At 35.6% G+C, this 26,176-nt stretch carries 21 protein-coding genes; 3 read left to right on the plus strand and 18 right to left on the minus strand.

The annotated features are described in order from the left end of the window. Positions 1-32: 32 nt before the first annotated feature. The 17 genes from AB657_RS12840 to AB657_RS12920 all read right to left on the minus strand — a co-directional run bounded on the left by AB657_RS12840 (position 33) and on the right by AB657_RS12920 (position 20,945). On the minus strand, positions 33-2,174 hold the full coding sequence (locus tag AB657_RS12840; RefSeq protein WP_047246851.1) for a bi-domain-containing oxidoreductase: 2,142 nt from the start codon (positions 2,172-2,174) through the stop codon (positions 33-35). Positions 2,175-2,391: 217 nt separating this feature from the next. Further along, a complete protein-coding gene (locus tag AB657_RS12845; RefSeq protein ID WP_047246852.1) occupies positions 2,392-3,726 on the minus strand; it encodes a phenylacetate--CoA ligase family protein in 1,335 nt (444 codons plus the stop codon). A 233-nt stretch (positions 3,727-3,959) separates the two neighbouring features. Further along, a complete protein-coding gene (locus AB657_RS12850; protein ID WP_047246853.1) occupies positions 3,960-5,075 on the minus strand; it encodes a glycosyltransferase family 4 protein in 1,116 nt (371 codons plus the stop codon). Beyond that, positions 5,050-6,300 carry an O-antigen ligase family protein gene (locus AB657_RS12855; RefSeq protein WP_084696429.1) on the minus strand — a complete coding sequence of 417 codons (1,251 nt, stop codon included), beginning with the start codon at positions 6,298-6,300 and terminating at the stop codon, positions 5,050-5,052. Before AB657_RS12855 ends, AB657_RS12850 begins: the two co-directional genes overlap by 26 nt. Next, positions 6,275-7,558: a hypothetical protein gene (locus AB657_RS12860; RefSeq protein ID WP_047246855.1), complete on the minus strand. Its 1,284-nt coding sequence runs from the start codon at positions 7,556-7,558 to the stop codon at positions 6,275-6,277. Before AB657_RS12860 ends, AB657_RS12855 begins: the two co-directional genes overlap by 26 nt. Before the next feature lie 31 nt (positions 7,559-7,589). Then, a complete protein-coding gene (locus AB657_RS12865) occupies positions 7,590-8,879 on the minus strand; it encodes a polysaccharide pyruvyl transferase family protein (RefSeq protein WP_047246856.1) in 1,290 nt (429 codons plus the stop codon). Between the two features lie 12 nt (positions 8,880-8,891). Beyond that, positions 8,892-10,196, minus strand: coding sequence for a hypothetical protein (locus tag AB657_RS12870; protein ID WP_047246857.1), 1,305 nt, complete (start codon positions 10,194-10,196; stop codon positions 8,892-8,894). Next, a complete protein-coding gene (wecC, locus tag AB657_RS12875) occupies positions 10,193-11,404 on the minus strand; it encodes a UDP-N-acetyl-D-mannosamine dehydrogenase (protein ID WP_047246858.1) in 1,212 nt (403 codons plus the stop codon). Before wecC ends, AB657_RS12870 begins: the two co-directional genes overlap by 4 nt. 46 nt (positions 11,405-11,450) lie before the next feature. Beyond that, positions 11,451-12,587: a non-hydrolyzing UDP-N-acetylglucosamine 2-epimerase gene (gene wecB, locus AB657_RS12880; protein WP_047246859.1), complete on the minus strand. Its 1,137-nt coding sequence runs from the start codon at positions 12,585-12,587 to the stop codon at positions 11,451-11,453. A gap of 10 nt (positions 12,588-12,597) precedes the next feature. Next, positions 12,598-13,377, minus strand: a complete 780-nt coding sequence (gene rfbD, locus AB657_RS12885; protein ID WP_047246860.1) for a dTDP-4-dehydrorhamnose reductase — start codon at positions 13,375-13,377, stop codon at positions 12,598-12,600. Next, on the minus strand, positions 13,374-13,919 hold the full coding sequence (rfbC, locus tag AB657_RS12890; RefSeq protein ID WP_047246861.1) for a dTDP-4-dehydrorhamnose 3,5-epimerase: 546 nt from the start codon (positions 13,917-13,919) through the stop codon (positions 13,374-13,376). The genes rfbD and rfbC overlap by 4 nt, the downstream gene beginning before the upstream one ends. An 18-nt stretch (positions 13,920-13,937) precedes the next feature. Continuing rightward, positions 13,938-14,792, minus strand: coding sequence for a glucose-1-phosphate thymidylyltransferase RfbA (gene rfbA / locus AB657_RS12895; protein ID WP_047246862.1), 855 nt, complete (start codon positions 14,790-14,792; stop codon positions 13,938-13,940). A 4-nt stretch (positions 14,793-14,796) separates the two neighbouring features. Continuing rightward, the gene (gene rfbB / locus AB657_RS12900) at positions 14,797-15,819 is read right to left on the minus strand and encodes a dTDP-glucose 4,6-dehydratase (RefSeq protein ID WP_047246863.1); all 1,023 of its coding nucleotides are present in this window, start codon (positions 15,817-15,819) and stop codon (positions 14,797-14,799) included. Positions 15,820-15,829: 10 nt separating this feature from the next. Next, entirely contained in the window at positions 15,830-16,837 is a 1,008-nt protein-coding gene (locus tag AB657_RS12905) for a hypothetical protein (protein ID WP_047246864.1), read from the minus strand. Between the two features lies 1 nt (position 16,838). Next, positions 16,839-18,521: a DUF6909 family protein gene (locus tag AB657_RS12910; protein ID WP_047246865.1), complete on the minus strand. Its 1,683-nt coding sequence runs from the start codon at positions 18,519-18,521 to the stop codon at positions 16,839-16,841. A gap of 38 nt (positions 18,522-18,559) precedes the next feature. Continuing rightward, positions 18,560-20,071, minus strand: a complete 1,512-nt coding sequence (locus tag AB657_RS12915; protein ID WP_047246866.1) for a GH3 auxin-responsive promoter family protein — start codon at positions 20,069-20,071, stop codon at positions 18,560-18,562. Positions 20,072-20,075: 4 nt separating this feature from the next. Then, positions 20,076-20,945 (minus strand): M23 family metallopeptidase, encoded by an 870-nt coding sequence (locus tag AB657_RS12920; protein WP_047246867.1) that lies wholly within the window; start codon positions 20,943-20,945, stop codon positions 20,076-20,078. Positions 20,946-21,631: 686 nt separating this feature from the next. Between AB657_RS12920 and tatA the strand changes: the two genes are divergently transcribed. The 3 genes from tatA (at position 21,632) to AB657_RS18245 (ending at position 25,061) form a co-directional block, all read left to right on the plus strand. Continuing rightward, positions 21,632-21,817, plus strand: a complete 186-nt coding sequence (gene tatA / locus AB657_RS12925; RefSeq protein WP_047246868.1) for a twin-arginine translocase TatA/TatE family subunit — start codon at positions 21,632-21,634, stop codon at positions 21,815-21,817. 298 nt (positions 21,818-22,115) lie between these two features. Further along, complete coding sequence (locus AB657_RS12930; RefSeq protein ID WP_052958705.1) at positions 22,116-24,584, plus strand: OmpA family protein; 2,469 nt, start codon at positions 22,116-22,118, stop codon at positions 24,582-24,584. Between the two features lie 300 nt (positions 24,585-24,884). Continuing rightward, entirely contained in the window at positions 24,885-25,061 is a 177-nt protein-coding gene (locus AB657_RS18245) for a DUF6747 family protein (RefSeq protein WP_316933223.1), read from the plus strand. Positions 25,062-25,183: 122 nt separating this feature from the next. Here the strand turns inward: AB657_RS18245 and AB657_RS12935 are convergent, their stop codons facing one another. Next, positions 25,184-26,173 (minus strand): DUF4837 family protein, encoded by a 990-nt coding sequence (locus AB657_RS12935; protein WP_047246869.1) that lies wholly within the window; start codon positions 26,171-26,173, stop codon positions 25,184-25,186. Positions 26,174-26,176 lie beyond the last annotated feature (3 nt).

Genomic DNA, 26,176 nt, shown 5'->3' on the forward strand with positions numbered 1-26,176 from the left:
GTAAGACATAATTAACATATAAATCTTTTTAATTAGATTATTTGTGGTAGTCCTGTTTTTAGACTGTCTTGAATTTTAAAGGTAATCAAAGTAGTATCATATATAGAATCGAAACTAATCGGACCATTATCTTCTGAGATTAAAGAATTGATGAATGCAGTCACCTCTTGTTTATGACCTTTACCACTTAACTTTAACTTTTCTACCTTATTATTACTATGAAAAACTCCTCCTCTAAAATCATTTATAATCCCAACTTTTCCCGCGCAATAAATTTCGATTAGTTCTTTAGGTAGCGATTTATCCCCATTTGCAACATATATCAAATTTCCTATAGAGCCATCTTTAAATTTAACAACAACACTAATGTTGTCATCAACCTTAATTTTAGAATTATCGGTAGAAATACAATCAGCATAAACAGAAACAGGCTTCTCATCAGTAAAAAATTGCATCAAATCAATAAAATGACACATTTCCCCAACAATCCTACCCCCTCCTATTTCTTCTAACTGCGTCCAATGATCTTTTGGAATATAGCCCGCATTTACTCTAATATTCATAACTAATGGCTCATTAGCTCCTTTAAATCGATTTTTAATTTCTTTTGCAATAGGAGAGAATCTACGATTAAAACCAACCATTAGTTTTGATGCCCCCCCACTATAGGCCTTTTTGACTTCCTCGAGTTCTTCATAATTCATGGCCAAAGGTTTTTCTACAAATATGTGCTTGTTGGCCTTAATACCTTCTATAACATATTTCGCATGTGAATTGTGTGGGGTAGCAATGAAGACGGTATTAATTTCTGGGTTAGAATACACATCAGAAGCATTAGAAGAAGCCTTGTTAAATCCAAATTTTTCGGCCACATTTTTAGCCGTAATACCTTTAGTTGTAACCACAGTGTCCAATGACCCATTACCTGCTTTTACATTTGGAATCAAATAACTTTGCGCAAAACTTCCAGCTCCAATAAATCCAGCATTAATAGAAGATATTGGTGTCGAATTGACATTATATAACGATTTTAATTTAGCTTCATTCTCAGGATAACCTAGAAGTATACCTATATGAGGTTGTTTAGTTTTACCTAAAACTATATCGTAAGCTTTTTCCGCCTCCTCAATATCGAATATATGTGTAATCAATGGTTTTAGGTTAATAGACTTTTTGGCTAATAATTGTAAAAAAGCCTCCATATTTCGCTGCTCTGTCCACCTAACATATGCGTAAGGATAATCATGGCCCTCCTCTTCATAATTGACGTCATAACGCCCAGGGCCATAAGAACAGGACAATTTTAATTCCAGTTCTTTCCTATAAAAATGAGGATCACGCGGAACATCCATTTTTACGGCTCCAACAACTATAACTTTGCCCTTTTTTTTACTAATCTCAGCCGAAAGTTCAATAGGATCGTTCGACGGAGCAGCAGCAGTTATTATTACACTATCAACTCCATGACCATTGGTAAAGTTCTCAATAGCACTCAACAAATTATGGTCATTTCGAAGCATAGCTTCAGAGGCTCCATTTTCTTTTGATAATTTAACAAGCCTTTCCGAAAGATCAATGCCGAATACATTACATCCATTGGCATTTAGCAATTGACAGGTAATTTGCCCAAGAAGTCCCAAACCAATTACACAAACATTCTCTCCTAATGATGGATTTGCCTGCCTTACACCTTGTAATGCTATTGCTCCCAATGTTGTGAAACTAGCTTCTTCAAATGAAACTCCCTCCGGTATTTTGGCCAATAAATTTTGAGGAATCGCAACTACTTCGGCGTGGGAGGCATAATCCTGACCAGCACAAGCTACCCTATCTCCTGGTTTGAATATTCCGTTTGTGTCCATGGATGCATGTACTACTCCTGCCGTACTATACCCCAAGGCCTTTAGGGAGTCTAACTTTGTTTTTACTTTGTCTAACGTTGCCTTTAATCCTTCCTTTTTTATGTTTTGCAAAACTTGCGCTACCAAATCCGGACGTTGTTTGGCCTTACCCAATAAATTAGCTTTTCCCACGCTCACCGTACTTCGTTCTGTACCGGCACTTATAAGAGAAAATTTATTCTCCACTAAAACCATACCTTTTGAAATAGAAGGCAATGGAACTTCATCCACGAAAAGCTCACCCGTTTTAAAGTTTTGTATTACTTGTTTCATAAATATTTTAATTTCTTTCTTAAAAAAACTATGGTTGGATTCTTTTATTAAAGAAGCACAAAGATATGATTATCTCATTACCAATACAGTTTATTAACTAACAAGGAAAAGAAATAAAAAATTGATGTTTAAAATGAACAAAAACAGCAACTTAACCAAGTTCCTTTACTTATTTTCTAGATAATGAAAAACTACCTATGGTTTTCAAAAAAACCATCTATTTAACGGTACTGAGTAATTCAACAAATTTACCATTTGGTTTTTTTATTAGTTTATCCACATATTTTATATTTACTCTGGTACCCAAAGAAAATTTAGATTTGAAATGATCCTTCAACCGTTTTTCATGGTTTTCTGTGAAGTAATTATTTTTTATAATCAGAACATCTAAAACTCCTTTTTCATTTTGTATATATTGCAGTCCTGCCAAGGCCATATACAAATCGTCGTGAAAGTTCAATGCTGTAGTTGTAACAGTACTTCCATCTGCCCCATAAATTTTGTTTCCGTTCCTTCTCCCTTCAATATTCTTTATTAGAGTCACCCGCCTACCACATTTTTCGCAGTAGTTTCCAACATATTCCGCATAATCATCGGTTTTATATCGAATTAAAGGCATGCCGTAGTTGTTAAGAGTTGTGCCCACTATTTCACCTACTCTTCCTGGAGTATTGATTGGATTCCCTTCTCTATCAATCAATTCAAAGTAACCATATCTCGGCTCAATATGATAATTATCACTATAACTACAATATCCTCCTAGCACCAATTTCTCACTATGACCGTACCAATTATAAAATAAAACCCCAAGTTTTTTTGTTATAAATTCTTTTTGATATTTGTATACATTCTCTGAGCCCGATAAAAATGCCTTTACGAATGAAATATCTAATTTATTATCATAAATAAACCTAGAAAATTCATACGCCGTAGAAGGATAGGCATGAATATATTGAATATTAAAAAATTTTATTATATCGTAAATTTTTTGAAAATAATTACTATTTAACCTAAACCCATCAAAAATAACTTCTTTTGTTATTGGGTTTATAATATATTCCTGACTTTCTTCTAGTTTTCTATTCCTTATTACGGCGCGCGTATGATGTCTGAACTCTACTCTTGACCACATATCATGCATAACTGAAAGTTCGACGATATATCTATTTCTAGGCACCAATAGCTTTAAAGGATTTCCTCCAGTACCTCCAGTAGTAACAATTTCATAATCATCTTCATTCATAGTCTTTGATTTCAAGATATCAAAATTACGCGACACCACATCTTTATCTATAAAATCAAACTGGGATTCAAAATCTTTAATAGTAGATATTTTCTGATACTTACTATAATAAGGCACATCATCAATGCTCCTATTAATAAGGTTAATTAAATCCTTTTCATTGTCATACTCCTCTTCTTCTTGTAGACTTTTAAAAAAATTCGCGTACTCCTGACCATAAATTAAACTCGGAGAACGGTTTAACTTTAGTAAAAGCTTATTAATAAAAATAGGCAGCCGAGATATATTGTTAAGTATAAACTTTTTCATAATCGCATTGTACTATCTCTATTTTTTAAAAGGAGATTCTTTAAATAAATCGACTTCTCCCATTTTATGATTACTTTTCTATCTTTTTTCTTTTTTAACTTATTGATTACCACTGATTTATTTACGTGATTATTTTATGTTATATCAGTTAGACAAGAACCTTACAACTGATTTTATAACGTCTTTTCTTGTATGCCATTTCAAATAGAAACTATTAATTTTTCTCAGATAGTTTATAACTTATTAAAAACATTAATCAGATTGTCTTCAAACATTGAAATAGTAAAGTGTTTTTTAAACTTTTCTTTTGACAAAACTTTATAATCTTCCCTTAATTTATCATCATTAAGTAATATCTCTATAGCTTCCGATAGTGAATCGCTGTCTCTCTGTTTTACAATTAATCCGCATCCATCAATTATGTCCTTTATAGCTCCATTATCGGTCGAGATAATTGCGTTACCCATTTTCATGGCTTCCAAAATAGAAAGCGGAAAACATTCATTCTTAAAATATGTAGGGAAAACAAAAACATCAGACGTATGTAATATATCGATTTTTTCCTGACCATACTTTGGCCCTAAAACGGCTACCGATCCATCTGGAAACTTCTTTTTCACTTTTTTTCGAAGATCTTCAATATTAATATCCGCTCCTCCACCAACGATATATGCTTTAAATGGCAAGGATTTAGATTTAAGAATTTCGAGCGCTTTAACAAACTCTAGTACTCCTTTAGATTTAACAAGATTGGAAAGGTATATCAATTGTGTTTCGTCGTTATTATTTTTAGAGACTTCATCTATGATACTAATTTCTTGATCTGGAATACCATTGGGCACAATAAAAACTCTACCAGTATATACTTTTTCAATATCGTATCTCAGCAAATCAGACAACAAAATTACCCCGTCAAAATATTTAAAGGTCCTCAAATACACCGCTCTTTTAATTCCTGATCTAAGCTCTTCATTTATACCTTTGCCATGAAGGTGAACAACTATTTTACATTTAAACAAACCAATAATATTGATGAAAAGAGAATCTCTATAAAAAGCCCCTCCGAATGGCGCCAAGGTATAATAAACAATATTCGGTCGGAACATAAACATCCGGACCAGTAAAGAGAATGGAAATATTAACATTTTTAAAACCTTGCTAAAAGAAAACTTGCCTATTTGGTCTAGTCGATTCACAAAATTCAATGGTAAATAACTTGTTTCAAACTCTCTATTTATTCTCTTACTCTCCTTTATATATAGATTCATTTGAGAGGCACCATGAAGTGGCGGGGGTAATTGAACAAGGAACAAAATCTTATGTCTACCGTGTTTTTCCATTGTTTTCATTTAAATAAGTATTTGCCAATAATATGTAAAACGCAAAAAACACAATTCCCTTATTTATTGACAAGACCTCTTCCGTGATACTTGATATCGCCAACAACCATAAAAGAACGAATAAAAAATACTTCTTTCTACGATATGCCCTATAAAAACCATATGATAAAAGTGTCAAAAAAACAAAGAAGCTGACAATCCCATTTTCAGTTAAAAACCTAAGGTACATGTTATGCGATGTATAGTTCTCATTTAAAGCTAAAATAAATCCTTTTTCAGTATATTTTTGTCGCAATTTTGATTGATTACACCCAGTACCAACCCCAAATGGAGCATTATCCATATACACCTCTAAGGCACATTGCCATTTAGCCAATCTAACGTTTAAAGAATTCCATCGTGTACTTGTCGGAGAATCACTGTAAGAGAACTGAAAAGTACTTTGATCGACCTTGCCTCGGACCTTATTAAAAAAAACAAACCCGACACATATTCCAAATACAACCAATAAGAGGTATTTTTTCTTTTTCCCAATATCCCAATAAAAAAACATAAGCAAGAAAAGCCCAGAAAAAAAAGCAAATACAATAGCAAACGAATCCAACAAAACCAATACCAGAATCCCAAACAGTATTATAAAAAATTTTAGATTTCGTTTCAAGGGTAAAAGATCCCTAGACCAAAAGAAATAATAAATTAGAACAAATAAACTAAATGCCAGATAAATAGATAAATATGTTGCATGAAAATTAATATTTTGACTTAATCTATGATATCTGAAAAAATTTTCAATGACTAGGTTCTCTTTGTTAAATATTAATATTGAGCCATTTACACAGGATTTATATGTTGCGATAATTAAGGCCACCAGTACCATGAGGATCGTTGCAAAAGCAAATGACAACAATAGGTTTCGAAACAGTTTTTTAGTAAGGTTCATAGTTCCGAAAACTATAGGGAATATTATAAAACTCAACCATTTCTCCAGTTTTTTAAAGCCATTTGGAACATCGCAAGAATAAAGTAAACTAATTAAGGCCAACAAAAACAAAGTGCCAAACAACCCTGCCAATATATTTATTTTATATTCATGCCTCACTAGTTTGAAAAAGGAAACCAGGAGCAACAAAACAACAAAGATATTGTTGATTATCATTGGTGCCAAAAGGGATATACCAGTGCCTACTAAAAGGTAGTATTGGACGAGATTAAGCCTTTTCTCCCGTATGTCCATTTCGTTTTGTTTTAAGGTCTAGAGCCATAAATAACTCAAAAAAAGCAATCACTGTAAAATACTCGAACCAATAGTCCAGCACAAAAAAGGAAAGCATCAACATAAAAATAAGTTTGCCAAAAGTTAGCTTGTTAAAATTCTTAATCCATTTTCCAAGATAAAGAACTACAAACAACAGAGCCCCAACAACACCATATTCACCAAAAATTTTATTGTAAAAAGAAAAAGGTTGATTGGCGGTTCCATCTTTATATGGTTGTTTTAACAATTCAGAATTCCACAAGGTGTAATGGTTTTCTGTAAACTCTTTTGACATATACTTATATTTTTCTGGAAACCAACTAACGTAATCTGCAGAGGTTAAAAAAGCTGTCCTAGAAGAGAATTTCCCTCCACCTGCACCAAAAAGAGCTCTTTTTAGGTCCGAACCAAAATACTTTACAGTTTGATTAAAAGAAACGATTTTTCGTAACGGGTCTGACTTACTTACCAATTTTTCAGTCAAATTTTGTTTCACATACTCAATGTTTTTTGGACTAATAAGCGCAAGGACAAATATTCCAACAGATAATCCAATAAGAATTTTCAACTTTAACATGGGCGAAAAATAGAGGAACGCAAATAAAAAGACAATGGCAGAAAAAATAACTATTCCACTCATATATGTAGACGCCAACATACATAAAATAGCTGCCACACATAATTTATTCTCTTTTCGATAAAAAAAATAAACAGTGTAAAAAGAAAAAATTATCATGGACACCGAAGAATTGGTAAAAACTCCTTTGATAAAGTCCCCAGCACCCATACTTACCATATGAGGAAAAATTGATTTTTTTTGTATTGCTATATTCACATACTGTACTATTACAATCAGAACATTAAGACTAAAAAAAAGTTTTAAAACTACATGTATTTTCTCCAAGGAAATTTTCTTGAACAAAGCTGCAATCGACAAAGAAACAAGCAACATCAGAATCCACATAACACATATAATCCCAGTGTTCATAAGATAGTTAATGGAATAGTCATCCCTCCAAACAAATAAAAATTGAAAAAAAGTAATGATTAGTATAGTCAGATAAAATAGTGCTTTGAAATCAATTATGGTTGATTTGGCCAAGAACAAAAGAGAGATTGAGGAGAACAAAACAATCCCAAAAAGTTGAACAATTGGATTGCCCAGTGACACTGCCAAGAGCAATAATAGCAATAAGCCGGTAAATATAGAATTTTTAGTAAGTTTATTTCTAAGCAAAATAAAGTTGCTTTATAGTTAAACTATAATATTATACCCAGTCCCTTAATCCATGAAAGACATTCTCCAAATCTTCCTTTAATTCTGTAACTCTCTTTGAAATATTGTCTTTTTGAATATCAAAAGTCTCCATTATAATATTAATATCACGACTTATACCATTTGATTTCAAATTATTAATATCATGAACAAATTCACCCAAACCTAACTGCTGCATAACCCCTTGGGTTTTAAACCCTTGGTACCTAATGGCTATAACAGGCGTTCCAGCAACTGCCGACAGTATACATGAATGTAATCGTGTTCCTATTAGCAATTTACACTTTGAATATATATTTACCATTTCTTCAACGGAAAAATCTTCGGAAAGAACAAGTGAATCAATTCCTCTTGTTTTAAGTTCTTTATGTATTTTTTCCATTAAATCCAAATCACTCTTTCCATGATGACGGACAGTAACTTGGGGAATTAAAACTGGAAAAAGTCCCCATTTCTTGGAAGCATCTTCAATACTATCCATCAAGTTCTCAATATAACTTTCTTTTGCCATTTTCGGATTACTCTTTTCTGGAAATGTCCAATTTACAATAGTTATACCCAAAATTTCATTCCCGTTGGCCATTGAAAAATCAAAATCTTTATTTCCCTGTTCAATATAAAACGCCAAATCTGGTTGCAGCTCTAGATGCCGAATGCCATAACTCTCCAACAAATCATAAGATAAGCTCTCTCGTACAACTACCCTATCACACATGGACAAATACTTGATTGCAACCTTTTCACTTTTGCTACTTGCAAATCCACCTATACTTTGACCTAAAAGAATTACTTTTTTGTTTAATTGCCTAGCCACCTTTATAGGTTGTAAGGTTCTCCATAAAAAAAGGTTTCCTCTTAAATCTTCCTTGTCATTATAAATAAATTGACCTCCTTTTACAACGATCAAATCCGCTTCTTTGAGTACATGAACAGCTTTATACTGACTCCCGCCAAGAATCTGGCCCAAAAAATTTGAAAACAACGATATTTTCAGTTGAGCAACGTCCTTTATAAGTCTATAAACAGCTTGAATATTATGCAAAAAGGAAGCCTGATTCCCAATATAAGGTGTAGGAAGAACTCCTGAAATTATTTCTATTCCCATCTCTTTCATTTTCCTGTTATGGTACCAAAAATCAGGATCCTCTGCCCTAAATGTAGAAAGTAAGGTTATCCTTGAAACAGGAAACGCCTTTTTCAACCCTAAAACAGTTGCCAAGGTTATTGCTAAATCTCCTTTGTTTGAATCAGAATAACCATGAGTTATCACAATATTTATCATTCTCTAAATTAGTTAAATTAATTTCCATTTCGAGTATGCGATACCCGATAATCCGAACAGTATAGTTGAAAAGACAAATGTATAGATACTTTCTCCAAACAACCATTTAACAATCATAAACATTAGGGATATAATTAGGAGGGGTATAAAAACAATTAATCTTTTTCTTAAATAATCCTTCTCCTTCAAGGAATATATATTTAATGTTGAAATTGTTATTTCACCTAAAAGAATTGACAAAGCGATCGAATAAGAATAATTTCCAATTAAATACCAAAACAGTACTCCCCCAGAAATCGTTAGAATAGCTGCTACAATCAAATTTCGACTATATTCCTTATCTTGATTTTTCAATAATAATCTCGTGCCAGAACTAGTTGTAAACGAAGATATTAAACCAGCCACACCCAAGACTAAGAAAGTGGTAGTATATGAAACAAATTTTTCATCAAACAGTAATGGGATTATTACCTTGGGATAAAACAGTAAAGAGTTTAGAAACACCAAACCTCCCAAAACAGCCAAAAGATCTACCCTAAGGGATATCCCAGTGTCTTTTAGATCGCTAAAAAAGGCTTGAACAATTATTCTTCTGACTCCCTTAAAAATCATATATAGCTTTAATGCAATATAGGCAATCGCGATAGTTTCATTATTATAGAAATAAGAAAGTACATTTATTATTCCTATTCCAATAAAAAACAAGGAAAAACTAGCTATACCAATATTAAAGTTTGATATATATTTTTTAATATACCTCCATTTTGGTCGGACTAAATAGTCGACACCCAAAGAATTTGCGACCAATATACCAGCAACTAAATAGGTGAGCACAAGACTAAAAGCAAAAAATAAAACGATATGGTCTTTGAAAAAAAGGGAAGAAATCACCAAAGTTACCGATGGAATAAGTACTCTAATTAACGCTACAAAAGATCCGAATATAGGTTTACCCCTTCCATAAAGAGCATAGTCGGCGTTTAAACTAATGACTGGAGCCATAAAAAACATAAAGTTTTTTGTGTACCAAAACCCAGTAAAACCAAATACTAACAAAAGGATTGACAGCATGAACCTCGCTGATTGGGTTTCATAAAGTTCCTTTTTCCAATCTTCTTTAATAGCTATATTCCTTGTTGCTGACAATTGTAAACCAAAAGCAACTATAGACACAATTAACAAAGTTAAAGAGTCTATCTCGCCAATAAAAGCTATCGTAGAATCTGGAACGAGCTTAGATATGTATTTTAAAGCGAGTAAGGTGGTAAGATGCCCAATACCCGTCAATACTCCAACAGCAGCTATTCTTTTAATCATTTTATGACCCCACAAAAATCAAGAACCACCTTGTGTTTTGGTATTTCAACGGTTTTAAACTCATTATGTGCCACTAAAAACACGATAATATCTGCCTTTTCCAAGGCGTCTCTATAATCTGTAAGTTTAAATACCCTATGCTCAGAGATATTGGGCTCTACGATAAAGTACTCTTCATTATTGGCGTTTTGTAATACTTTTTGAGCAATATATTTTGCGGGAGATTCTCTTAAATCATCAATATTGGGTTTAAAGGCCAAGCCCATCAATGCAATGTTCGGCTTTCGTCCGTGTTGGAGCTCAAACTGTAATTTGGTCGTTTGAACTTTTTCTGCACACCAAAATGATTTATAATTATTAATCTCCCGGGCCGTACCGATAATCTTTGATTCCATAGGATAATCGGCCACTATAAAATAAGGGTCCACAGCTATGCAATGACCTCCTACCCCACAGCCTGGTTGTAGAATGTTAACCCTTGGATGTTTGTTGGCCAAATTAATAAGTTCCCAAACATTGATGTCTGCCTTATCGCAGATCAAGGAAAGTTCATTGGCAAAGGCTATTTGTACATCACGTGATGAGTTTTCAACTAGCTTACACATTTCTGCCGTTCGGGCATTAGTTTTATGAAGGTCTCCTTTTATAAACTGGGAATAGAAAGAAACTGCTCTTTCGGTAGATCGTTCATTTACACCACCTATTACCCTATCATTATGCACCAATTCATACATTACATTTCCGGGCAATACCCGTTCAGGGCAGTAAGCAATATTCAATTTATCTTTTAACTCTGGGCGCGTCTCATAAATCATATCCGCCATCTTTTCGGTAGTTCCGATTGGGGAGGTAGATTCTATGATATATAGGTCGTCCTCTTTCAACAAGGGCAAAATGGCTTTGGTAGCCGCCTCAACAAAAGAAATATCCGGTTCGTTCTTGGCTTTAAAAGGAGTAGGTACCACTATTAGATAAATATTTGCTTTTACAGGTGTAGTAGCCGCTCTGAGATAACCTTCTTTTACAGCATTGGCCACTGCCCCGTCCAACTCTGGTTCTATAATGTGTATTTGCCCTTTATTTATCGTCTCTACTACACTAGGGTTAATATCCACTCCGTGAACATAGGTTTTGTTTTGAGCAATTAAGGCCGCTGTCGGTAAGCCTATATAGCCAAGACCTATCATTACTACTTCTGGTTCGTTCATATGGTTGTATTCATTAAATGACTTCATAGACTGTTTAAAAAATCGTCTATTCTATATTTCGTATATGCTCTACAATTTTATAACATGCCTTTCCATCTCCATAGGGATTGTGAAGTTTACTCATGTTAGCGTATAATTGCTCGTCTTTGAGAAGTTGGGTAGCTTCATATACAATCTTCTCTTTATTGGTGCCCACCAAGATAACCGTACCGGCAAGTACTGCTTCAGGTCTTTCAGTCGTATCCCTCATGACCAAAACTGGTTTGCCCAAACTCGGAGCCTCTTCCTGAACCCCTCCACTATCAGTAATTATGATACAGGAACGATCCATAAGCCATACAAATGCCGGATATGACAAAGGAGCTATGAGTTTTATGTTCTCTATATGTCCCAATAATTCGTAAACTGGTTTTTGAACATTTGGATTAAGGTGAACCGGATATATAATCTCAATGTCGGGATTCTCTAGCGCAAGTTGTTTTAAGGCCTCACAAATATTAATAAATCCTTGCCCATGATTCTCTCTTCTATGCCCGGTTACCAAAATTGTCTTTTTGCTTCCCTTTATAGTCTTTTCTAGCTCTTGTATTTCGGCGTCCTTAAAACCTGATGATGTCACTTTTCCAACGCTAAACTGTAAGGCATCGATAACAGTGTTTCCAGTGACAACAATTGATTCCGCTTGTTTATTCTCCTTAAGTAGGTTCTCTTTAGATGTTTTTGTTGGTGAAAAATGAATTTGTGAAACTACCCCTGTAACACATCTGTTCATCTCTTCTGGAAAAGGAGATTTCATATTAAAGGTGCGTAGCCCCGCTTCCACATGACAAACCTTTGCACCAGAATAGAAGGCCGCAAGGCTAGTAGCCATAGTGGTTGTGGTATCACCATGAATAAAAACATAGTCAGGCACAAATTCCTCTAAAACAGGCTTTAACCCTGTTATAATATCTGCAGTTAAGGAATACAAATTTTGATTGGGTTTCATTAAATCCAAATCGTAATTGGGCTTAATCTCAAAGAAGGAAAGTACTTGGTCCAACATTTCCCTATGTTGGGCCGTTATACAAACTTTGGTTTCAAACTCATCAGTATGTTTTTGGAATTCTTTTACCAATGGTGCCATCTTAATTGCCTCTGGCCGAGTGCCAAAAACAATTAGAATCTTTTTTTTTAATTTCATGTATTGATATTCAGCTCTTTAAAATGCTATTCTCCGGTCTTATAGCAAAAGTACGATAATTCTTCGCTTTCTCAAGTTGCACCTTGTGGCTCAGATTATTTTCCTCAAGTATCCTTTTTGCAAAATCATACCAGGTCATTGCTTCATTATCTGTATAATGAAGAATACCATACGCCTTATTATTTTGGGCAATCAACTCTAAAATATACCGAGCCAAATTACTGGCGTTCGTCGGACAACCTTTTTGTGCATCGGTCACCTGTAGGACTTCCTCCAACCTTGCTTTTTCCATAATACTCTTATAAAAATTCTTTCCATGCACTTTATGATACAACCATGACGTACGAACAATAAAAAACTCATTCAATATTTCTTGAATGGCCACCTCTCCTTCTAACTTTGATTTGCCATATTCATTGATAGGGTTTGGTTCGTCTATAATCGTATAAGGTTCACTTTTAGTGCCATCAAAAACATAATCCGTAGATATATGAATTAAAACCGTTTTATGGTCTTTGCAGGCCAATGCCAAATTCTTAGCTCCCTCAGTATTTATTTTATAAGCAAGTTCCGGGTTTATCTCCGCCTGTTCAACATTCGTATAAGCGGCACAATTAATACAATAGTCATATTTATAAGAATCAAAAGTGTTCTTTACTTCTTGATCGTTTGCTATGTCGAACGTATCTTTTCCTTTAAAGGTAACCTGTAAATCAGGGTAATCGGCAACAATATCCCTTATACTTCTTCCCAACTGACCGTTGGCACCGGTAACGAGTACGGATTTCATTTAAAAAATTCTTTAAAAGTGGGAAGTTGTCTGTCTTTTTCAGAAACAATAGGGGAGTCAACAGGGATTTGCCAGTCTATATTTAAGTCTTTATCATTATAGATTATACCACTTTCTGATGCTGCATTATAAAAAGCATCACATTTATACATAAACGTAGCTTCTTTGCTCAAAGTAATAAAACCATGGGCCATACCTTTTGGTATAAAAAGAGATGTTTTATTCTCACTGGACAAAATAACTTTGTAATACTCTCCAAAAGTGGCACTTTTCGGCCTTAAATCGACTATTACATCCATTACCTCACCATGAACTACCTGCACCAGCTTGGCCTGGGCATGAACTCCCGTTTGTAAATGAAGCCCCCGTAGTACCCCTTTTTTTGATACAGAAATATTATCTTGAACAAAGTTTACCTTTTTTCCGATAGCTTCTTCAAACTTTTTCTGTTGGTACAGTTCAAAGAAAACACCTCTCTCATCGTTAAACAGTGTCGGTTCAATTATATAACAGCCTTTTAAGCCAATCTCCGTAATTTTCATATTATGGTTTTCAGCTAATTATAGCTCTAGTAAATAGTTGCCGTACCCACTTTTTAACAGTGGTTTGGCCAGTTTATGCAATTGTTTTCGTGAAATATACCCCATGGTATAGGCCACTTCTTCAATAGCCCCTACCTTTAATCCTTGTCGCTCTTCAATAACCTCAACAAATTGTGATGCCTGCATCAAAGAACTAAAAGTTCCTGTATCTAACCAAGCGGTGCCACGATCTAAAATACTTACAGTCAACTTTTTCTTTGCTAAATATACTTTATTAACGTCGGTAATCTCCAGCTCTCCTCTTGGACTAGGTTTAATGCCCTTGGCTATTTCCACGACTTCGTTATCATAGAAATAGATGCCCGGAACCGCATAGTTCGATTTTGGGTTTTCAGGTTTTTCCTCAATGGAAACGGCCTTTCCTTCCTTATCGAACTCAACGACACCATACCTTTTTGGGTCTTGTACATGATATCCATAAATGATACCTCCATCGGGGTCATTGTTCGCTTGCAACAATTTGGCAAGACCAGAACCATAAAAAATATTATCCCCTAAAATAAGGGCCACTTTTTCTTTTCCTATAAAATTTTCCCCTATAATAAAGGCTTCTGCCAATCCGTTCGGGTTCTTTTGTACGGCGTATTCAAAACTACAGCCCAATTGGCTACCATCGCCCAACAATTTTTGAAACAAGGCAATATCTTGTGGTGTAGTAATTATCAATATTTCTTGTATCCCTGCCGATAAAAGCGTTGCCAAAGGGTAATATATCATCGGCTTATCATAAATAGGCATAAGCTGCTTGCTTACTGCCAATGTAAGTGGATGTAAGCGCGTTCCAGATCCTCCTGCTAAAATGATACCTTTCATACGATTAACCTTGCTGATATTTGTTCATGTACCACGAAACAGTCTCCCGAAGTCCGGAGTCAAAATTCCACTTAGATTGCCAACCCAATTTGGTTTTGATCTTTGTAGCATCTATGGCATATCTGAAATCATGCCCCAAACGATCACGGACAAAGGTGATCTGTTCGCTATAGTTCCCCGTCTTTTTCGGGTACACCTCATCTAAAATAGTACATATTTTTTGCGCTATGAAAATATTGCTGTGTTCATTATTTCCTCCAATGACATAGGTTTCTCCAATCTTTCCTTTGCTAAAGGCCAAATCTATTCCCAGACAGTGGTCTTGCACATATAGCCAATCCCTCACATTCTTTCCATCGCCATAAATAGGTATTTCCTCTCCCTTCAAGGCTTTTCGTATAATGGTCGGAATCAATTTCTCATCATGCTGCTTAGGCCCATAATTGTTAGAGCAGTTCGTAGTAATTACGTTAAGTCCATAAGTGTGAAAGTAACTTCTCACCAAAAAATCGGAAGATGCTTTTGATGCACTATATGGACTATTTGGGGCGTATGCAGTATTCTCATCAAAAAAACCCGATTCCCCAAGGCTGCCAAAAACCTCATCTGTTGATATATGATGGAAGCGTGATGCTTCAAACCCTTTCTTTGCACTATTCGAATTATCCAACCAATGTTCCCGCGCACCTTCCAACAAGGTAAAAGTTCCGTTGATATTGGTTTTAATAAAGGTTTCCGGTCCTTCAATTGAATTATCTACGTGCGATTCGGCGGCAAAGTGTATGACATCCGAAATTTGCTCATTCTTAAAAATCGCCCTTACCAAATCTGCATCACATATATCTCCCTGAACAAACTTATACCGTTCGTTATTTTTAACTTCTTCAAGATGCCCAAGGTTCCCTGCATACGTCAGTTTATCTAGATTTACTACTGAAACAGTATCATGTTTTTCTAAAAAAAACGGAATAAAGTTACTGCCTATAAAACCAGCTCCCCCTGTTATCAGAATTGTTCTATTGGACATTTGTGCTTTTCTATAACTGCAACTCTTTAGCTCTCTTGTTTAAGAAACGAATGAAGGATATCAAGAAAAATAATACCACCAAAGCCGTAGGAATCAAGAAAAACTTATTGGCAAAAAACGGTTTTCTAAAGACTTGGGGATTCCCCATGTTTATAATACTCAAAATCTCGGTTTGTTCCGTAAGTTCAGCTTTCTTCTCTTCTATTTCTTTTAAAAACCTGTTTTTTAAAGAAAGTAAGGTCCCTATATTAAGGGCGCTCTCATTTTCCATGTAAACCGACCCCTGTGGTCTTTCAATGGCATCCTGTACAAGTGTTTTTGTGTAATTGTCGATAAGGTTGTCTATCTGTGAAATAAGCGCGGTGTTCTCCTCTATACGGGTTTGTGCATTTTCCCTATAAATCGTAATCAATTTCTCGTAATAGGCATTATTATTTACATATGCCAATATCTTTTGCGCCGCTATAGGTCCTTTTTTGGCATCGGTATAAGTAAAGATGATACGATGTGGTATTATACTTTTCTTGGTCAGTTCAGAACGTATAATATCCACAACAAAGTTTTCTTCCTTGAAGTTTTGAAGTATTTTTAAGTACTCCAACTCCTGCTCTGCCTCTTCCTTTGTTTCCTCCGAATCTGTAACAGGCTGTATTTCAATTTTAAAACCTTCTACGTCCTTGAAAGAAACACCCATTTTTTGAAAAAACACGGTGTCTTTACTTAGGATATTTGCTTGGATTTCAGCAACGGCATCGTACATATAATCTTCACTGTCAAAATTAGGTCGTACGATAGTCACAGTCTTTAATTTTTCATCCACCAATAAACTCAGTGCAAAACTGATAGCCAAACCTAATACCAGAAGTCCAATTAGAATAAGTGCATTCTTTTTAAAATAAAGGAATACCCTTAAAAAAGCGACTCCTATTCGGTTAATCACTTTTCCTATCATTTTGAACAACTGTCCTAAATCTATCTCATCTGAGCTAGGGGTGGTGTTTGGTTTGTTATCTGCCATGTTATGAGTTAAATATCTGTTTTAATATCTTGTCCGTAATTAAATAAGTGGGTTTTACCCCTGTAGTCCCCAATCCACCAGATGCTAAGGTGCTACCGGTTTCCAATGGATTGTCAGAAGCATAATAGGCATACCTGACCTTTACATCTTCTCTAATACTTTTTCTGATTTTAGAGGCAGATTGTATCGCTTTCTGATAATGCACCCCTTCCATCTCCAAACCTATCACATTCCATGTAGATTTGTGAAAAAAGTCAAGAATATCCCTATTCTGTAACGATGTTCCTAAAACGGTGACCATTGTGCCTTCGAATACTTTTAATCCATATCCTTCAAAATCCTTTGCACACAACTCGTTCTTAAACGGGTAATTATCCGCTGTTCCTTCAAAAATATGGGCAGAAGGAATCATTATATCTCCTTTTCCCCCTTCTAAAATACCCGCCTTGCCCATTATGGATACAGATAAAACATTTAAAAAGGATTCGTTCTTTTTCTTGTTCCCAAATGGTTTTAGAAGCTCATCTATCGTTTCAAAAGCCTGTTCCCCAAATGCATAGTCCATAACAAATATAACAGGTTTTTCCACATCTTTGCCGCTGGAAAATTCATACGAGCAAACTTCTGTATTAAATTTAGAAGTGTCGAATATTTGCACATCTATGTTTGTTCCGGAAGTGTCGTCTATGGATATCATACCGTTTTCTTCTGCCACGGCTTTTACCTTGTCTCTAAGATGTCCGTTGCCAGCACTGCTCAAAGCTTCGTAAATTTCTATAGGTTCGGAATCGGGAAATTCATCTTTTAAGGCCTTTTGGGCAAAAAGAGAATTCATGACACTGTGCATATTGGCCGAAATAATATGGATAGGCCTGTCTAAAAGATTGTTCTTTTTAAGTATGTTCTTGATATTCGTTGCCCATATCTCGCCATGAATGTGATGCCCCAAACGCTCACGTAGTAACGATGTAAAGGTAATAGCTCTTTTTTCTCCGGTCAGCTCTTCGTCAAGGGCCAATTTACCAAGCCAATAAATAATTTTTAGGAATCTCTCTGGATTTTCCTTTGTGCTAAGTTTGTTGTAAACGTCCAATATTTCTTCGAAGGACCTGCCAAGAATATTGGCGGTATGAATCAGGGCAATCTCTTTTTCGGACTGTTCCAATTCTTCTTTTTTAACTGCATTTTCCAGTTTTTGCCAATCCCTGACCGTTTTGTTGGATTCAGGAATAAGTACCTTTTTACAAATCTTTTCAGATTCTATAAAAAGGAAGGTCAAGTGGGTAAGTATATCGTAGATGTCCGAACGACCCCTGGTAATCTCAATATTCATCTGTTCGTCATCTATACGATAACAATTACGCCTTCTTTTTGGTGGAACAATAGGGGTTATATGTGAGATGCCGTAACCCTCGTCCGAAGTAAGATTTATAAACCTACACTGCTCTATACCTTCTGGCAACCTATCCAACACATACAAAAGACCATTAAGCTCTGTTCTTTCTTCGCCTACAGAGCCATATATTTCTGGCCTTAGCAATAGCAATGCATTTTTTAGCGCTTCACCAGAAACACCGTTTGGCTTATAAAAGCCCCTATTAAAAAGGTGGCGCATGGTAATGTACATGCGTTCTATGGCATTTGTAGATTCTTGGGCCCTGGTGGGTGTAATTGCTTTGTCCATATTAAGATATCCAACAAAATTACGATTAATATTCTGTTTTAGTTTTTAGGCAAATTTACTTTAAAATTGGACAGTTTATCAGCCACTTTTCGGTCATTGGATAATCTTTGCACCTTATTTTGCCCTCCCAGCTTTCCGATAGACTTCATATAATCCCTAAACCCTCCTTCTTTTATAGGAGTTATTTTTAGACGTTGCAACACTTTGCCTTCTATCAAGTCATAATAATAGCTGTTCTGTTTTTGCAGCGCCTCGTCCAAAATCTGAACAAACCGATCTACGTCAGAAGGCATTTTCTCAAATTCTATCAACCATTCATGGTAGGGAAGCTCTCCTTCTACGGGTGTTATTTGTGGGGCTACGGTAAACTCGTTTACCTTTGCATCGGTTTTTTGGGTCGCCGTCATCATAGCTTCCTCTACTTCTTTCGCTATTACATGTTCGCCAAAAGCGGATATAAAGTGCTTTACCCTCCCAGAAACAATTATTTTAAACGGTTTTAAGGAAACAAACCTAATGGTATCGCCAAGGTTATATCCCCAAAGACCGGCATTGGTGGAAATGATCATGACATAGTCCACGTTTAGCTCTACATCTTGCAGGGTAAGTCTTTTTCTGTCTTCGTTAAAAAATTCATCTACCCTAATGAATTCATAGAATATTCCAGAGTTCAAAAGCAACAGCATTCCTTTCTCGGTCTGTGAATCTTGATACGCAAAGAATCCTTCACTTGCGGGAAAAAGTTCGATACTTGCCACCCTTCTGCCTATTAGTTCCTCAAACTTTTTTCTATAGGGTTCATAATTGACCCCTCCAAAAATAAAAAGTTCAAAATTCTGGAACAGCTCTCCAATGTTGCGATTGGTCTTTTCCTTTAATCTTTCAAAATACATTTGAACCCATGAAGGTATTCCGGCGATTACCGTCATATCCTCATCCTTTGTTTCCTCAACAATCTGGTTCACTTTAGTCTCCCAGTCCTCAATACAATTAGTTTCCCAGCTGGGCAATCTATTTTTTTGTAAATAATTGGGAACGTAATGTGCTGAAATTCCTGAAAGGCGGCCCAATTTTATTCCATTTTTATCTTCAAGTAGGGGGCTTCCTTGTAAAAATATCATTTTACCATCCACAAAATCCGCTCTTCCCGTCTCATGTATATAGTTAAGAATGGCATTTCTGGATGCCTCCACTTGCATTTTTATAGATCCTTGCGTAATAGGAATGTATTTTGCCCCGGATGTCGTACCCGAGGTCTTCGCAAAATAGATGGGTTTACCGGGCCACAATATATCCGGTTGGCCTTCCACTACCAGGTTTACATAGGGCTTAAGTTCTTCATAGTCCCTTATCGGTACCTTGGCGGCAAAATCCTCATAACTATGGATACTAACAAATTCATGATCCTTTCCGAATTTTGTTCTTGCTCCTTTATTGATCAATTCTTTAAACACCTTTTTCTGGGTGTCAAAAGGGTGGGTGGCCCACCTTGATGTTTTACGGGCTATAAATTGCGCAAAAACTTTGGCTGCTACAGATTTTAACGACATGTTTTTAATTGAAATCAATGAAATCCTGTGGATTTACAGGGTTTCCGTCTTCCCATAATTCAAAATGAAGATGGGGCCCGGTAGTATATTCTCCAGTATTTCCTACAGATGCTATTACTTCTCCTCCACGAACGACCGCTCCCTGAAACTTGGCCAAAGAGCCGTTGTGTTTATATACACTTAGCAAACCTCCTTGGTGTTCTATTATAATTACATAGCCGGTATCTGCAGTCCATTCCGAAAAAATAACCGTGCCATTGGCCACCGCCTTAACAGGAGTATCTGTAGGGGCCGTTACATCTACCGCATAATGCTTTTTCTCTAAATCATAACCCATGGACACCATACCGGAAACCGGAGGAAACAAGACCAGGTTTTTCTTGCTCGTAGATCTTTCGAACAAATTGTACTTATCCTCCAAAGCAACTTCTGCCCGCAAAAGGGAATCCTCCTTTATAGGAGTCAAGTCTACGGAAGAAGGATCTATCTTAAATTGCTCGAACAAAGAATCTCTATTTATTTCATTATTCTCTATGTCTCCTCTTAAGACCATACGAATATTGTCAAGATACTTATTGGTATAATTTAATGTTCTTACAAGAGAGTCGGTTTTATAGGTAAGCTCCGTCGCCTGCCGTTTAAGTTTTGTAGATGAATACCCTGGAATATATTCCCTAAGGGGAGTAAAGGCGATCAATAAAATTGTTAGGCCAATAAGTCCAATCATAAAGAGGGATCCGGTCACAAAAACATTCAACCGGCTGAGCTTAAACGATATCTTTTCTTCAAAAGTACTTTCGTTTAAGATTACCAAACGATACTTATGAAGTAACTTTCGTTTTATTTCCTTTCTTTTTTTTACTTTTTTGGCCATCCAAACAAAGATAAGCTTAGAATTTAATTAAGACCTTCTTTGAAATGATTTATTACATCAAGTAAAGTCTTGGTATTCTTTACGTACGTTTTTTATTCGCTTTTGGTTTTAATCACACCCACTAACCGGTCTTGCTTTTAATTCAGCTTTCTATCATTATTTTCTATGGTCTTTAATGCCTTTACGGCATTCGCAGAGCCAAACTTCGATAACTAGGCAAATTCTACAATGAAATTATATATGACCGTAGATTTAAAAACCTATAGTCAAAATTAACAAAGCATTCGCTTGTTCACCAAGTAAGTATGCTAAATTTTATAGTGTTTCTGTTATCGTCTTTAGAACCCTCCTATTTTAAATATACGAACTTTCAATCAATAATTACATAATGATTTGAATATCAGAAACATACCAAAAACACCTCCCTAACATATTAGTGGGCCTGTTGTTAATTTAACACCTAATGAGCAACCTGATTTTGATTGTTGTCTTCTACAATAGTCCTATATTTTTCAACAATACCAAAGACAATAATACCAAGTGGTATGTTGTATTGGTCTTCGTTAAAACCCAAAGTTTAAATTTCCGCCTTTTTTATTATTGCAAATAAAAAAACACTTAAGGTTAATATTAACAACAAACTAATAACTTTTTCTTACATTTGTTATCCGTTAAATGATATTCATATGACTATAGCAAATATATTTTTGGCAATTGGGCCATGGCAAATTGCAATCGTTGTCTTGGTGGTTCTTCTTCTATTTGGAGGAAAAAAAATACCGGAACTTATGCGCGGCCTTGGTAGTGGTATAAAAGAATTTAAAGACGCTTCTAAAGAAGACGAGGTTTCGGAAGAAACAAAAAAGGAATAACACCGTATTCTATTAAAATTTACAAGAAACGCTAACTCAAATTAGCGTTTTTTTGTGCCCAAAAACCTGCTTTTCAATATTTTACCTCTTAGTAGAATTCTTTCCCCTTTCTCCTATAATTCATATAGACCATAATAGCTATTTAGGCCAGAATCGAGACTACACGACAAAAAATAAGTCTTTCACAACAAAAAATAAATCAAAATCATCTTTAGATCTATTTTCGATAATGAATTAAGCTAAAGGGCGTTATAAACCAGTCGCCTATTGGCATCATTTGTCGATTGATTTCCAAAACATGAAAAATATACTATTTGTTTGCGCTTCTCTAATGGCTCTTAATCTAAGTGCCCAGAATTTTGAAGACAATATGTCGTCAAAAGAAACGGACATAGGTTTAACAGCCAACAATATCTCATCAACTTCTATAAAAGATTCGGATAACGGAAATTTTTTAAAAGCCGTCAACGAAAATGAAATTCCACAAAGAACCTTGTCCAACCTTAAAGGAGTAGAGAATGGATACTATGTGATATCCAGTATTTTCAGTAACGCCAACAAGTTGGACAAACAAGTAAAAAAACTAAAAAAAGAAGGTTTTGAAGCCGGGTACATACAAAACCCTGAAAACGACCTTTATTATGTGTATCTGAATCAATACTCTTCTAGGCAAAAAGCCATTGCCGATTGTAATTCTGAATTTGATAATAGGTACACAAAAGATGTTTGGATCCTAAACGTAATTAATAGTGAACAACCAAAGGAGCCAATTGCCCTAGAAGATGTTACTTATGATATGCTAGAAGTGGTTGATGATACTGAAAAAACTACAACTGCAGAATCTTTAGGGAACTATACCGACAAACCCTCCAGCAAAAGCAAACTTATAGCAAAGGCAGATGAGTATTTTAACAAAATGTGGTATGCAGAGGCCGCAGAACTTTATGAGCAGGCCCTAAACAAAGACCCTAACAATTACTCGCCCGAAGTTCTTCAAAAAGCAGGAGATGCCCACTACTATAATACGAATATGGAACAGGCCTATAAATGGTATGACATACTATATAAAAATTATGGGGAAGATCTATCCGCCGAAAATATTTTCAAATACGCACATACCCTAAAAGGAACGGGTAAGTATGGTAAATCTAAGAAGCTAATGCGGATATATAACAAGAAAATCGACCATGTCGTTTCTAAAGAAAATACCGAAAAAAGAGAGGCTGTTCTAGACCAATTGTTAAGTGCTTCCAATCAGTTTGAAATTAAAAACCTAAACATCAATTCTATTTATTCTGACTTTTCACCAGTGTTTTATACAGACGAAGAGATCGTGTATACCTCCGCTGCAGATTCTTCTATTTTTAATACCAGAAAATATAAGTGGAACAACCAACCTTATCTAGACCTATATACGGCTAGATTAAACAAGGAATCCCAAGAGTTGGTAAATGCAAGAAAGCTTTCTAAAAAGGTAAACACCAGATACCATGAAGCCTCAGTGGCTTTTACTCCAGACAAGACGACTATGTTTTTTACCAGAAACAACTATGGTAAAAAGCTTAAACGCGACAATAAAGGCGTAAATCATTTAAAAATATACAAATCTACCTTAGTAGATGGAGAATGGACCGAAGCAACGGAAGTGCCTTTTAATAGTGACAACTATTCTACTGGGCATCCGGCTATTAGCCCGGACGGCAAAAAAATGTATTTCGTATCCGATATGCCGGGCAGTATTGGAGAGACGGATATTTTTGTTGTAGATATCTTGGAAAACGGACAGTTTTCAGAACCTAGAAACTTAGGTCCCGGTATAAATACCGAACAAAAGGAAATGTTCCCATTCGTAAACGAAGAAAAACTATATTTTTCCTCCAATGGACATGTTGGTATGGGCGGACTTGATGTATATGAGGTGTCTTTTAATGAAGAAGGTGGTTTCGAGGAGGTCAAAAATGTTGGCCAACCGGTAAATAGTAACAAAGATGACTTTTCTTATATCGTAAACGAAGAAACCCAAATGGGCTATTTTGCCTCTAACCGGGCTGGTGGAAAAGGAGACGATGACATATACTCATTTAAAAGATTAATGGTAGAAGAAGTACCAACAAACCAAAATGTCATTGCAGGTGTAGTTACCGACCTTGTTACCGGAGACCTTATGCCTTCTGCATTAGTTGAACTACTAGACGAAAACAACATAAAATTGAAAGAAATGGTAACGGACGAGGACGGCAGCTTTAGTTTTAATGATCTAGAACCAAATACCACATACAAGGTCAGAACTATACAAGATACCTTCCATAACGAGGAAATAGAAGTTGCTACCGTAGACAACGACACGATTACAACAAAAGTTCAAATGAGAAAACTGAACGAAATGATTGCCTTGGAAAACGGAGTCAAAAAACTTAAGACGGAGATGATCCACTTTAATTTTGACAAATACAATATTCGCAACGATGCCGCCGAAGAACTTAATAAGCTGGTAAGCGTTATGAACGAGTATCCAGAAATGGTTATTAAGATTGAATCACACACAGATTCACGAGGTAGTGCCGTCTACAATAAATACTTGTCCGATAAAAGAGCCAAGGCTACAAGAGACTATATTATATCACAAGGTATTTCTGCCGACAGAATTGAAAGTGCCTTGGGTTATGGTGAAGAAAAACTATTGAACAAGTGTAATGGATCAGTGCCTTGTTCTGAAGAAAAGCATTATCTAAACCGTAGATCTGAATTCATTATAGTGGATATGTAAAAAATCGCAAAACCAACTAAGCAAAAAAAGCCACTAATGTTAGTGGCTTTTTTGCTTATATCCTGCTTCCTTTTTTGAAAGGACACTTGACATCCACCTGTCTTGTTTAAGCTTATAGCCCTAATATAAAACAGACCTAGCGCATAATTGGGGTGCTATAAATCGTAAATTTTTACCGTTCGTAGATTTTTTAAAATAAGGTTCTCTCTTCATAGTAAAAACGCACCTTTAAACCGATATTTTGAGTATTTGATCCATATCCTTTGATATTTGCCTCATAAGAACTAATAATTATCAGGTATGGAGAAATTTTTACTTATTAAAGAGATTTATGTTGAGGCTTTTAAAAATTGGAGGAACTTCATTTTAGAGCATTATTTTAAGTTGTTTTCGTGGTTTTGTTTTCTTTTGATTCTAGCTGCTACATATGCACTGGTTTTTAGAGTTTCCACAGGGTTTTCCTTTAGTAACCTATAGGACAGTAATATTTATGGGTTGATACTATTTAACCCGACACACCCACCAACTTGAAACAAAAAACATAAAAAAAGGGCTCGAGATATATCTCGAGCCCTTTTTCATTACTTTATATCCTTGTACTACGGCTCATTAAAACGAACCGTCTTCAATATTGCTTCCAACTCAAACATATAATCTCTTTTCTTAGTGGCGGGTGCAAAAGTAAAGCCCTCTAAAATCAATTTTCTATTGTTTGGCTTGTCGTTGATTATATAGGTTAAAAAGGGGCCTGCCATTGGATATGCCGACATTTCCCATCTTCCTCTTACCTCGGCGGCTTTTCTTCCTGAAACCTCGGCAGGAAAGACATATGGAGAAAATGCCTTTTCGGTGATCATATGGTTATCCTTTCCTGGAATATCTTCTCCGGGAATAAACATTTTTCCGATAGAATCCCTCATTTTTACAATATCCTGAACAAAGGTGGAGTCGTTGCTAAAAGTGTCCCATGGTACGCTATAGGCAATTATGTTCATATTCCCTTTCTGTATCTGTCTATCGATCCATACAAAATTATCTTCTTCACGGCCTACTTTATAAATGGATGGTAGGTCTAGCGAAATACCCAACTTCTCTTGTAATGCCCTTTCTTTACTTAACGATTTTAAAAACCTCTTTTGGGCCTCTGCAAGTTCCAACTCCTTAAAATCAGTTATAAATTCGGGAGCTTTCTCGTTAAGGTTGTCGATGATTTCTTTTTTGTTTCTCCCCTTGATAACCCCTACCAATTGAGGTTTTGCGTACATATCCTTTTTCATGTGCGCAATGTTCAAGGAATCTTCCATAACATATAGGACGGCTCTGGTATTACGAACCGAACCCGAAAAAATTTGTGGTGGTATCTGGGTAATGGTAAACTGAGCCTCGTCCCATGAAAGCCCTGGTGCCGGCACGGCAAAATGCCCTCTTATATTGTCTCCGACATCGCTTTTCCAAAGTTCATTGTCAATGACCACGGTAAGCGTATTATATGCCCCGATAGACTCTGGTAAATAAGATTTTTTACTTCCTTCTTTACATCCTGTAAGAAACAAAAAGGTTAATAGGATTAGTGTACTGATTTTTTTCATTTT

The organism is Maribacter thermophilus, assembly GCF_001020565.1.
GTDB classification, from domain to species: Bacteria; Bacteroidota; Bacteroidia; order Flavobacteriales; family Flavobacteriaceae; genus Maribacter; species Maribacter thermophilus.

Excerpts from the sequence above, each read along its gene's own strand:
- AB657_RS12905 (WP_047246864.1), bottom strand. The coding sequence starts at position 16,837 with ATGGCAGATAACAAACCAAACACCACCCCTAGCTCAGATGAGATAGAT.
- AB657_RS12865 (WP_047246856.1), bottom strand. The coding sequence starts at position 8,879 with ATGATAAATATTGTGATAACTCATGGTTATTCTGATTCAAACAAAGGA.
- wecB (WP_047246859.1), bottom strand. The coding sequence starts at position 12,587 with ATGAAATTAAAAAAAAAGATTCTAATTGTTTTTGGCACTCGGCCAGAG.
- AB657_RS12845 (WP_047246852.1), bottom strand. The coding sequence starts at position 3,726 with ATGAAAAAGTTTATACTTAACAATATATCTCGGCTGCCTATTTTTATT.
- rfbB (WP_047246863.1), bottom strand. The coding sequence starts at position 15,819 with ATGTCCAATAGAACAATTCTGATAACAGGGGGAGCTGGTTTTATAGGC.
- rfbA (WP_047246862.1), bottom strand. The coding sequence starts at position 14,792 with ATGAAAGGTATCATTTTAGCAGGAGGATCTGGAACGCGCTTACATCCA.
- rfbC (WP_047246861.1), bottom strand. The coding sequence starts at position 13,919 with ATGAAAATTACGGAGATTGGCTTAAAAGGCTGTTATATAATTGAACCG.
- AB657_RS12870 (WP_047246857.1), bottom strand. The coding sequence starts at position 10,196 with ATGATTAAAAGAATAGCTGCTGTTGGAGTATTGACGGGTATTGGGCAT.
- AB657_RS12855 (WP_084696429.1), bottom strand. The coding sequence starts at position 6,300 with ATGGACATACGGGAGAAAAGGCTTAATCTCGTCCAATACTACCTTTTA.
- AB657_RS12840 (WP_047246851.1), bottom strand. The coding sequence starts at position 2,174 with ATGAAACAAGTAATACAAAACTTTAAAACGGGTGAGCTTTTCGTGGAT.
- AB657_RS12910 (WP_047246865.1), bottom strand. The coding sequence starts at position 18,521 with ATGGACAAAGCAATTACACCCACCAGGGCCCAAGAATCTACAAATGCC.
- wecC (WP_047246858.1), bottom strand. The coding sequence starts at position 11,404 with ATGAACGAACCAGAAGTAGTAATGATAGGTCTTGGCTATATAGGCTTA.
- AB657_RS12850 (WP_047246853.1), bottom strand. The coding sequence starts at position 5,075 with ATGAAAACAATGGAAAAACACGGTAGACATAAGATTTTGTTCCTTGTT.
- rfbD (WP_047246860.1), bottom strand. The coding sequence starts at position 13,377 with ATGAAATCCGTACTCGTTACCGGTGCCAACGGTCAGTTGGGAAGAAGT.
- AB657_RS12930 (WP_052958705.1), top strand. The coding sequence starts at position 22,116 with ATGAAAAATATACTATTTGTTTGCGCTTCTCTAATGGCTCTTAATCTA.
- AB657_RS12920 (WP_047246867.1), bottom strand. The coding sequence starts at position 20,945 with ATGGCCAAAAAAGTAAAAAAAAGAAAGGAAATAAAACGAAAGTTACTT.
- tatA (WP_047246868.1), top strand. The coding sequence starts at position 21,632 with ATGACTATAGCAAATATATTTTTGGCAATTGGGCCATGGCAAATTGCA.
- AB657_RS12935 (WP_047246869.1), bottom strand. The coding sequence starts at position 26,173 with ATGAAAAAAATCAGTACACTAATCCTATTAACCTTTTTGTTTCTTACA.
- AB657_RS12915 (WP_047246866.1), bottom strand. The coding sequence starts at position 20,071 with ATGTCGTTAAAATCTGTAGCAGCCAAAGTTTTTGCGCAATTTATAGCC.
- AB657_RS18245 (WP_316933223.1), top strand. The coding sequence starts at position 24,885 with ATGGAGAAATTTTTACTTATTAAAGAGATTTATGTTGAGGCTTTTAAA.